This is a genomic window from Pseudomonas sp. NPDC087346 (assembly GCF_044744235.1).
GTDB lineage: Bacteria > Pseudomonadota > Gammaproteobacteria > Pseudomonadales > Pseudomonadaceae > Aquipseudomonas.
In genome coordinates this window covers 15,722-22,761 of the sequence record NZ_JBIUXX010000076.1, presented here as the reverse complement: position 1 = coordinate 22,761, position 7,040 = coordinate 15,722, and the positions used below count along the sequence as shown (strand labels likewise).

General features: G+C 58.9%; 6 protein-coding genes. 2 read left to right on the top strand and 4 right to left on the bottom strand.

Translation table 11 applies throughout. The features are described 5' to 3' along the window. Nucleotides 1-128 precede the first annotated feature (128 nt). On the top strand, nucleotides 129-1,169 hold the full coding sequence (locus ACIOZM_RS28135; protein WP_401220066.1) for an NADP(H)-dependent aldo-keto reductase: 1,041 nt from the start codon (nucleotides 129-131) through the stop codon (nucleotides 1,167-1,169). Between the two features lie 106 nt (nucleotides 1,170-1,275). Here the strand turns inward: ACIOZM_RS28135 and ACIOZM_RS28130 are convergent, their stop codons facing one another. After that, the gene (locus tag ACIOZM_RS28130; protein ID WP_401220064.1) at nucleotides 1,276-2,412 is read right to left on the bottom strand and encodes an acyl-CoA dehydrogenase family protein; all 1,137 of its coding nucleotides are present in this window, start codon (nucleotides 2,410-2,412) and stop codon (nucleotides 1,276-1,278) included. 250 nt (nucleotides 2,413-2,662) lie between these two features. Between ACIOZM_RS28130 and ACIOZM_RS28125 the strand changes: the two genes are divergently transcribed. Then, on the top strand, nucleotides 2,663-3,559 hold the full coding sequence (locus ACIOZM_RS28125) for a GlxA family transcriptional regulator (protein ID WP_176091778.1): 897 nt from the start codon (nucleotides 2,663-2,665) through the stop codon (nucleotides 3,557-3,559). Nucleotides 3,560-3,744: 185 nt separating this feature from the next. Here the strand turns inward: ACIOZM_RS28125 and zapE are convergent, their stop codons facing one another. From zapE to ACIOZM_RS28110, 3 genes are all read right to left on the bottom strand, one after another. Beyond that, complete coding sequence (gene zapE, locus ACIOZM_RS28120; protein WP_401220062.1) at nucleotides 3,745-4,839, bottom strand: cell division protein ZapE; 1,095 nt, start codon at nucleotides 4,837-4,839, stop codon at nucleotides 3,745-3,747. A gap of 90 nt (nucleotides 4,840-4,929) precedes the next feature. Then, nucleotides 4,930-6,285: a tryptophan--tRNA ligase gene (locus tag ACIOZM_RS28115; RefSeq protein WP_401220059.1), complete on the bottom strand. Its 1,356-nt coding sequence runs from the start codon at nucleotides 6,283-6,285 to the stop codon at nucleotides 4,930-4,932. A gap of 24 nt (nucleotides 6,286-6,309) precedes the next feature. Beyond that, on the bottom strand, nucleotides 6,310-6,939 hold the full coding sequence (locus tag ACIOZM_RS28110) for an alpha/beta hydrolase (protein ID WP_401220069.1): 630 nt from the start codon (nucleotides 6,937-6,939) through the stop codon (nucleotides 6,310-6,312). Nucleotides 6,940-7,040 lie beyond the last annotated feature (101 nt).

The following is a 7,040-nucleotide window of genomic DNA, read 5'->3' as shown; positions in this document are numbered from 1 at the left end:
GTCAGTTCAACGGCAAGATTCTTCGGAGGCGGCGCATCACATCCACTTCAGAAAGATGTCGGCAATTATGCAGATTGCGAAAAATATTTCAAACTTCTTTTATGATTGTTTTGCCCAAGGAGCACCCGATGGACTATCGCCAGCTAGGCCGTACCGACCTGAACGTGAGTGCAATCTGCCTCGGCACCATGACCTGGGGCGAGCAAAACACCCAGGATGAGGCCTTCGCCCAGATCGAACGGGCCAAGGAAGCCGGAATCAATTTCATCGACACCGCCGAGATGTACCCCGTGCCGCCGAAGGCCGAAACCTACGCCACTACCGAGCGCTACATCGGCAATTACTTCAAGCGCCGCGGTGATCGCGCCGACTGGATTCTGGCCAGCAAGATCGCCGGCCCCGGCAACACCATCGACTACATCCGTGACAAGAACCTGCGCCACAACCGCCAGCACATCACCGCCGCGGTGGATGCCAGCCTCGAGCGCCTGCAAACCGATTACATCGATCTTTACCAGTTGCACTGGCCTGAGCGCAGCACCAATTTCTTCGGCCAGCTCGGCTACAAGCATAAGATCGAAGCCAACCTGACGCCGCTCGAAGACACCCTCGAAGCACTGGACGAACAAGTGCGCGCCGGCAAGATCCGCCATATCGGCCTGTCCAACGAAACGCCGTGGGGCACCATGCGTTTCCTCGCACTGGCCGAAGCCCGTGGATGGCCGCGCGCGGTGTCGATCCAGAATCCTTACAATCTGCTGAACCGCAGCTTCGAAGTCGGTCTGGCCGAGATCGCCATCCGCGAACAATGCGGCCTGCTCGCCTATTCGCCGCTGGCGTTCGGTTTTCTCTCAGGCAAGTACGAAGGGGGCGCCCGCCCGCCGAAAGGTCGCCTGAGCCTCTACAGCCGCTTCAGCCGCTATTTCAACGCGCAGTCGGAAGCCGCATGCAGCCGTTACGTCGCGCTGGCCCGTGAACACGGTCTGGACCCGGCGCAAATGGCGCTGGCATTCGTCACCCAGCAACCGTTCGTCACCAGCAACATCATTGGCGCGACGACGCTTGAGCAACTGGACAGCAACATCGCCAGTTTTGATCTGAAACTTTCCGATGAAGTGCTGGAAGGGATCGAGGCGATTCACAAGGATCACCCGAATCCTGCACCTTGATTGATCTGTAAAACCAATCGCGGGCAAGCCACGCTCCCACAGGTATCACCTGAACCTGTGGGAGCGTGGCTTGCCCGCGATGGCGTCAGCCGGATTACCGCAAAATTCAAAGCGACCGCGCAATGATCTCCTTCATGATTTCATTGGTGCCGGCATAGATCCGCTGCACCCGCGCATCTGCCCACGCCCGGGCCACCGGGTATTCCCACATGAAGCCGTAACCGCCATGCAACTGCACGCACTCGTCGAGTACCTTGCATTGCAGGTCGGTGCCCCAGTATTTGGCCATCGCCGCCGTAGGCACATCAAGCTTGCCTTGCAGGTGCAGTTCCAGGCACTTGTCGACAAACACCCGGCCGATCTGGATCTCGGTGGCCATCTCCGCCAGTTTGAAGCGGGTGTTCTGGAAGTCGGCAATTGCCTTGCCGAATGCCTTGCGGTCACGGGTGTAATCGATCGTCCACTGCAACGCCGCTTCGGCTGAGGCCAGTCCGCCAATCGCCACGGTCAGACGCTCCTGAGGCAATTCCTGCATCAGATAGGCGAAACCCATCCCGGCCTGGCCCAGCAGGTTTTCCTTCGGCACCCTGACGTCCTGGAAGAACAGCTCCGAGGTGTCCTGGGCCTTCATGCCAACCTTTTCCAGACGTTTGCCCTTGTCAAAGCCCGGGGTATTCGCTTCAACCAGAAACAGACTGGTGCCCTTGGCGCCGGCCTTGGGATCGGTTTTGGCCACAACGATAACCAGATCAGCCAGAAAGCCGTTGGTGATAAAGGTTTTCGAGCCGTTGATCACGTACTCGTCACCGTCGAGCACGGCGGTGGTCTTGACCCCTTGCAGGTCGGAACCGGCGCCCGGTTCTGTCATGGCAATTGCCGTGACCATTTCGCCCGAAACCAGTTTCGGCAGGTATTTGTGCTTCAGCGCTTCGCTGCCGTAATGCAGGATGTAAGGCGCAACGATGTCGGAATGCAGCGAGAAACCGATGCCGGTCAGCCCCAGCCGTCCGACCTCCTCGATCACCACGGTGCTGTAAAGAAAGTCCGCCCCCAACCCGCCGTATTCTTCCGGCAGATGCGAGCAGAGCATCCCCGCCTCCCCTGCCTTGTTCCAGAGTTTGCGGTCGATGTAGCCCTGCTTTTCCCATTGTCCATGAAACGGCACGGCCTCTTTTTCGAGGAATGTTCTGACGCTGTCGCGAAACAATTCGTGCTCGGAGCTGAACAAGGTTCTGGGAATCATGCGGCACCTTTCTTTCTTGTTGGAGGGATATGCCCTTCAGAGACTAAGCGCCACTGGCGATACGGGACACTGGACACATCCGACAAAAAATAAGACGATCCAGCCGTCTGGTGACCACTTTCCCTTATAAAAACAAAACAAAAGTTGAATTATGTCTAAGCAAGTCTCCACGCCCTTGCGGCGCGTCAGCATCCTGGCGATCGACCGGGTTTTCGCATCCACTCTCATGCAGGCCAAGGATTTCTTCCACCTGGCCAGCCTGCGTTACGGCAAACAACTGGGCCACGGCCTGACTCCGGCGTTCGAAACGCGCCTGGTCAGCCCAGATGGCAAACCGGTGAATAGCTTCAGTGATGTGGTCATGCCGGTGGACGGCGGCCTGGAAAACGCTGATGTGATCATCCTCCCGGCCTTCTGGGACGATTTCGACACTCTGTGCAGCCGTTATCCACAAGTCCTGCCATGGCTGCGCGAGCAGCACGCTCGCGGCGCGGTACTCTGCGGCGAAGCCACCGGGGTGTTCTGGCTGGCCGAGGCCGGCCTGCTCAATGGCAAGGAGGCGACCACTTACTGGCGCTTCTTCAATGCCTTTGCCGAGCGTTTCCCCAAGGTCTATCTCAATCAGGACAAGCATCTGACCGATGCCGACAACCTGTATTGCGCCGGCGGCACCACCTCGGCCTGCGATCTTTATATCTATCTGATCGAGCGTTTCTGCGGCGCCAACGTCGCGCAAGCCGTGGCCCGCGACATCCTCTACGAAGTGCAGCGCAGCTACGCGCCGGGCCGCATCGGTTTCGGCGGGCAGAAGCTGCACCAGGACGTGATCATCCTGCAAATCCAGCATTGGCTCGAAGAGCATTTCGCCGACAAGTTTCGCTTCGAAGACGTGGCCCGCGAGCACGGCATGAGCATCCGCAACTTCATGCGCCGCTTCCAGACCGCTACCGGTGACAAACCGCTGCATTACCTGCAACGACTGCGTATCGAGACGGCCAAGGGCTTGCTCTCGGGCAGCCGCAAAAGCATCAAGACCATCAGCTACGAAGTCGGTTATGACGATGCGAGCTTCTTTGCGCGGCTGTTCCGCCAGCACACCGAACTGTCGCCGAACCAGTATCGGCAGCAGTTTCAGCAGGCGGCGTAATCCTCTGCCCACACACAAACCCATGTAGGAGTGAGCCTGCTCGCGATTGCGTCCGTCCATGCAGCATTTATGTGACTGATCCACCGCTATCGCGAGCAGGCTCACTCCTACAGGGTATTGCGGTGAATTCTGGAAATAAAAAAGGGCCTGCAAATGCAGGCCCTTTTTTATCGCGGCGAATCTGTTTAAGGCTTGTGCGCCCGAGACAGGAATTCGTGCGATTGCATTTCCAGCAGACGGCTGAGGGTGCGCTGGAATTCGAAATTCAAACGACCGCCGGTGTACAGGTCTTTCAACTCGACTTCGGCAGAAATGATCAGCTTGACGTTACGGTCGTAGAACTCGTCGACCATGTTGATGAAGCGTCGGGCGATGTCGTCGGTGGTGACGCTCATCTGCTCGACACCGCTGAGCAACACGGCGTGGAAGATCTTGCCCAGTTCGATGTAATCGTTCTGGCTGCGCGGGCCGTCGCACAATTCGCGGAAGTCGAACCACGCCACGTCATCGCAAGTGCGCAGGGCACGGATTTCACGGTTCTCGATCATCAGCACGTCGTTTTCCACGGCTGCCGTGCATTCCGGCGTCAACGCCTTGAAGCTCTTGCGCAGGCTTTCGTGGGCCGCTTCGTCGAGCGGATAGTGGAACAGTTCCGCTTGCTCAAGGTGACGCAGACGATAATCGACGCCGCTGTCGACATTGACGATTTCGGTGTGCTGCTTGATCAGCGCAATGGCCGGCAGGAAGCGCGCGCGTTGCAGGCCGTCCTTGTACAGACCGTCCGGCACGATGTTCGAGGTCGCGACCAGGCTTACGCCGTTCTTGAATAGCTCTTCCATCAACGTGCCGAGGATCATCGCGTCAGTGATGTCGGAAACGAAGAACTCGTCGAAGCAGATCACTCGCGACTCGGCGGCGAAGCGCTTGGCGATGATGGTCAGCGGATTTTTCTCGCCGCCGAGGGTCTTCATCTCTTCGTGCACGCGCTTCATGAAGCGGTGGAAGTGGGTGCGGGTCTTTTCCTTGAACGGCAGCGCTTCGAAGAAGGTGTCGACCAGGTAAGTTTTACCGCGACCCACGCCGCCCCAGAAATACAGGCCTTTGACCGGGGTCAGATCCTTTTTGCCAAACAGCTTGCTCAGCATGCCCGGCTTGTTCTGGTCGGCCGCGATCAAGTCTTCGTACAGGCGTTGCAGATGGCGCACGGCAGTTTCCTGCGCGGCGTCATGGAAGAAGTCCGGGCGTTTCAGATCAGCTTGGTATCGTTCTAGGGGCGTCATAATTCGTTAGCAAGGCAACAAAAACGGGCCGTCACTGTAGCGACGGCCCGTAGGAATGGCAATCAGCCCTTGGTCGGGCGGTGCCGTTGTTTAGTCCTGAACCGGGGTCAGCGCAACGCGCAGCGCCTCGATGGCGGCATCGCGAGCCGCGCCGTCAGCGAAGGCCGGGCTATCGCCGACGCACTCGCCTTGCAGCCAAACGCTGAAGCTCAGGTCTTGATTGCGGATGTCCAGTGCCTGACCGGATTGCAGCTGCTTGGTGACCTGCCCCGCCGCTTTACCGTCGGCAAAGTTGCGCGACAGCAGCAGTTGCTCGCCATCGGCCGCCAGCAGACGGAAACGGAAACTGCCGTCGTCTTCGCGGAAGCTGACGAAACGTGCGGCTTTCGCAGCTTTCTTCTTGGTGGTAGCAGCCACCTGCACCTGATTGACGAAAGAACGCAGGCCGACCGCTTCGCGCAGTTCGTTGAGGAACGGCGTGGCCACGGCACGAGCCTTCTTGGCGCCGATCTGCAGGATGTCTTCGAGATCAGCCGGACGCTCGATCAACTGGTGATAACGCTCGCGGGACTCGCCCAGATCGTTATCGAGCAGTTGGAACAGACGGCTCTTCGCCTCGCCCCAACCCAGACCGCCGAGCAGTTCACTGCGGAATTCCTCAGCCTGTGCCGGAGTGGCAAACGCCTGGAACAGGGTGAACAGGTGCGAGTTGTCCGGGTCCTTGGCTTCGCCCGGCGCACGGGAGTCGGTGACGATCCGCGAGATCGCATCCTTCATCTCTTTGGCGCTGGAGAACAACGGAATGGTGTTGTCGTAGCTCTTCGACATCTTGCGACCGTCGAGGCCCGGCAGCGTGGCCACGCTCTCTTCGATCAGCGCTTCAGGCATGGTGAAGAATTCTTTGCCCTGACCGAACAGGTGGTTGAAGCGCTGGCCAATGTCGCGGGCCATTTCAACGTGCTGGATCTGGTCACGACCGACCGGCACCTTGTGCGCGTTGAACATCAGAATGTCCGCCGCCATCAGCACCGGATAGCTGTACAAACCCATAGTGATGCCGGCGTCCGGGTCTTCGCCGGTTTCGACGTTCTTGTCCACCGACGCCTTGTAGGCGTGGGCGCGGTTGAGCAGGCCTTTGGCGGCGACGCAGGTCAGCAGCCAGGTCAGCTCGGGGATTTCCGGGATGTCGGACTGGCGATAGAAGGTCACACGATCAACGTCCAGGCCACCGGCCAGCCAGGTCGCGGCGATTTCCAGACGCGAGCGCTGAATGCGCAGCGGGTCATCGCATTTGATCAGGGCGTGGTAGTCGGCCAGAAAGTAGAACGAATCGGCATTGCTGTCGCGGCTGGCCAGAATCGCCGGGCGGATGGCGCCGGCGTAGTTGCCCAGGTGCGGCGTGCCGGTGGTGGTGATGCCGGTGAGAATACGGGTACGGTTCGTCATGGGTAATCGCTTGTCAGACTGCAATCAATTCGAGAGACGCGGCAGGATCAGATCCTTGAGATCGGTCAGCTTGCCATGAAAAAAGTGTCCGCATTCTGCCACTTTCAGCAGCTCATGGGGGCGCTGGAGTTTTTCCGACCAGTCGTAAACCAGTTGTGGATCGATGACTTCGTCGGTTTCCGGCTGGATCACGGTCAGTTCACCGAGTTGCGGCAACTGATCCTGTTCACCCAGACGCATTACCGCTGGCGCAACCATGAACAGGTGCTTGAGTTGCACGCCTTGCGCTTCGAGACGGCCGCCGAGACTTGCTGCAACAAATCCGCCGAAAGAGAAACCGAACAGGGTCAGCGGCAGATCCGGGTGCTTTTCCTGCAACCATTTGGCGGCAGCCTGAGCGTCATCGACTTCGCCCGTGCCCATATCATGCGCACCTTCGCTGGCGCCGACGCCGCGATAGTTGAAGCGCAGGGTAATCAGACCGGCGTCGCGCGCGGTGCGCTGCAAGGTCGAGACGACTTTGTTGAGCATGGTGCCGCCCTGTACCGGGTTCGGGTGGCAGATCAGCGCGATGCCGCGTGGCTGCTCGCTATCGAGGTACAGCGCTTCAATTTGGCCGACTGGGCCATCAATCACTACAGGGGTTTCACGCATCAGCAAGGAAGGAACTCCGTGACCTCGAATCGGGTCGACTCGTCTAGCAAATTGTCTGTGCCAATCTATTGCGAGTGAATCGCGGTATACAGCGCAGGTTC